1 rRNA gene (running past one end of the window) is annotated in these 2876 nt (G+C 53.0%); it reads left to right on the forward strand.

What is annotated here, in order from left to right:
• Nucleotides 1-39 precede the first annotated feature (39 nt).
• Nucleotides 40-2876: ribosomal RNA gene (locus DXC01_RS11655) — 23S ribosomal RNA — on the forward strand; it runs 81 nt beyond the window's last position.

Raw genomic sequence — 2876 nt, forward strand, 5'->3', positions numbered from 1 at the left:
AAGACCGCTGATACCTACGCTAGGGTATCAGAATGCAAAGGTCAAGCAGAAAGGGCACAGGGCGGATGCCTTGGCACTAAGGGCCGAAGAAAGACGTGATAAGCTGCGATAAGCTTCGGGGAGGAGCAAATATCCATTGATCCGGAGATTTCTGAATGGGGAAACCCACACGAGGAAACCTCGTGTATCCATACGCCAATCCATAACGTATGGAGGGGAACCCGGGGAACTGAAACATCTAAGTACCCGGAGGAAAAGAAAGAAAACTCGATTCCGTAAGTAGCGGCGAGCGAACGCGGAAGAGCCTAAACCAGATCGCGTGCGATCTGGGGTTACGGACTGCATTTAAGATTCTGTGATGTTAGTAGAACGGTTTTGGGAAAGCCGGCCAGAGAGGGTGAAAGCCCCGTACACGAAAACAAAGCAGACTGAGCAGGATCCAGAGTACCGCGGGACACGAGAAACCCTGCGGGAAGTAAGGGGGACCACCCCCTAAGGCTAAATACCACTTAGTGACCGATAGCGCATAGTACTGTGAAGGAAAGGTGAAAAGGACCCCGGGAGGGGAGTGAAAGAGAACCTGAAACCCTGTGTCTACAAGCTGTGGGAGTGCTTTACATGCACGACCGCGTACTTTTTGTAGAACGGTCCGGCGAGTTGCGCTCACTGGCAAGGTTAAGATCTTAAGGATCGGAGCCGTAGGGAAACCAAGTCTTAACAGGGCCAGAGTCAGTGGGGGCAGACCCGAAACCGGGTGATCTATCCATGTCCAGGTTGAAGCTGCCGTAAGAGGCAGTGGAGGACCGAACCCACATCCGTTGAAAAGGGTGGGGATGAGGTGTGGATAGGGGAGAAATTCCAATCGAACCCGGAGATAGCTGGTTCTCCTCGAAATAGCTTTAGGGCTAGCCTTGGTAGAGATTTGCGGAGGTAGAGCACTGAATTTCCTAGGGGGCGTCAAAGCCTACCGAAGAATATCAAACTCCGAATGCCGTGTAATTACTTACCAGGAGTCAGACTACACGAGATAAGTTGGGTGGTCAAAAGGGAAAGAGCCCAGACCTTCAGTTAAGGTCCCAAAGTGTGCGTTAAGTGGAAAAGGATGTGGGATTTCGAAGACAACCAGGATGTTGGCTCAGAAGCAGCCATTCATTCAAAGAGTGCGTAATAGCTCACTGGTCGAGAGGTCCTGCGCCGAAAATGTCCGGGGCTGAAACGCACCACCGAAACTAAGGAATCTAGTAATAGATTGGTAGAGGAGCATTGCATGCGGGATGAAGCAGTACCGAAAGGAGCTGTGGACTGCATGGAAGAGAGAATGCCGGAATGAGTAGCGAGATAGAGGTGAGAATCCTCTAGGCCGAATATCCAAGGTTTCCAGGGTAAAGCTGATCTGCCCTGGGTAAGTCGGGGCCTAAGGTGAGGACGAGAGTCGTAGCCGATGGACAACAGGTGGAGATTCCTGTACTATGATATGACAGAACTGTGGGGACACGTGCAGAGAGCGGAAGCCGGGAACGGTATCCCGGTGCAAGCGAGGTACCAGTCACATTGGAAAAACCGTGTGGCAATGGGAAGACGTGATGCGGAGTGAATTTTAGTAACGAAGTCCGTGAGCTGTGCGTCAAGAAAAGCCGCTATTGTTCATACCATACCCGTACCGTAAACCGACACAGGTGGATGAGGAGAGAATCCTAAGGCCGGCGGAAGAAGCATTGTCAAGGAACTCGGCAAAATGACCCCGTAACTTCGGGAGAAGGGGTGCCACTGAGAAGTGGCCGCAGAGAATAGGCTCAAGCAACTGTTTAGCAAAAACACAGGTCTATGCGAAACCGTAAGGTGAGGTATATGGGCTGACGCCTGCCCGGTGCTGGAAGGTTAAGAGGAGAGGTTAGCGCAAGCGAAGCTTTGAATTTAAGCCCCAGTAAACGGCGGCCGTAACTATAACGGTCCTAAGGTAGCGAAATTCCTTGTCGGGTAAGTTCCGACCCGCACGAAAGGCGTAATGATTTGAGCGCTGTCTCGACAATGCATCCGGTGAAATTGAAGTACCAGTGAAGATGCTGGTTACCTGCGCCAGGACGGAAAGACCCCATGGAGCTTTACTCCAGTTTGGTACTGGGATCCGGTACTGCATGTACAGGATAGGTGGGAGGCTATGAAATGGTAACGCCAGTTGCCATGGAGCCGCTGTTGGGATACCACCCTTGCAGTATTGGGTTTCTAACCAGCCGCCGTGATCCGGCGGTGGGACAATGCCAGACGGGGAGTTTGACTGGGGCGGTCGCCTCCGAAAGGGTATCGGAGGCGCCCAAAGGTTCCCTCAGGATGGACGGAAACCATCCAAAGAGTGCAAAGGCAGAAGGGAGCTTGACTGCGACACCGACGGGTGGAGCAGGTACGAAAGTAGGGCTTAGTGATCCGGTGGTATTAAGTGGGAATGCCATCGCTCAACGGATAAAAGCTACCCTGGGGATAACAGGCTTATCACTCCCAAGAGTTCACATCGACGGAGTGGTTTGGCACCTCGATGTCGGCTCATCGCATCCTGGGGCTGTAGTAGGTCCCAAGGGTTGGGCTGTTCGCCCATTAAAGCGGTACGCGAGCTGGGTTCAGAACGTCGTGAGACAGTTCGGTCCCTATCCGGCGTGGGCGTAGGATATCTGAGAGGAGCTGTCCTTAGTACGAGAGGACCGGGATGGACGGGCCGCTGGTGCACCGGTTAGACTGCCAAGTCTATAGCCGGGTAGCCAAGCCCGGAAGGGATAAACGCTGAAGGCATCTAAGCGTGAAGCCCCCCTCAAGATGAGATATCCCATCCGAAAGGAGTAAACCCCCTTGAAGACGACGAGGTTGATAGGGCAGAGGTGGAAGTG

Source organism: Blautia sp. OM07-19 (assembly GCF_003481595.1).
Lineage (GTDB): Bacteria > Bacillota > Clostridia > Lachnospirales > Lachnospiraceae > Blautia_A > Blautia_A intestinihominis.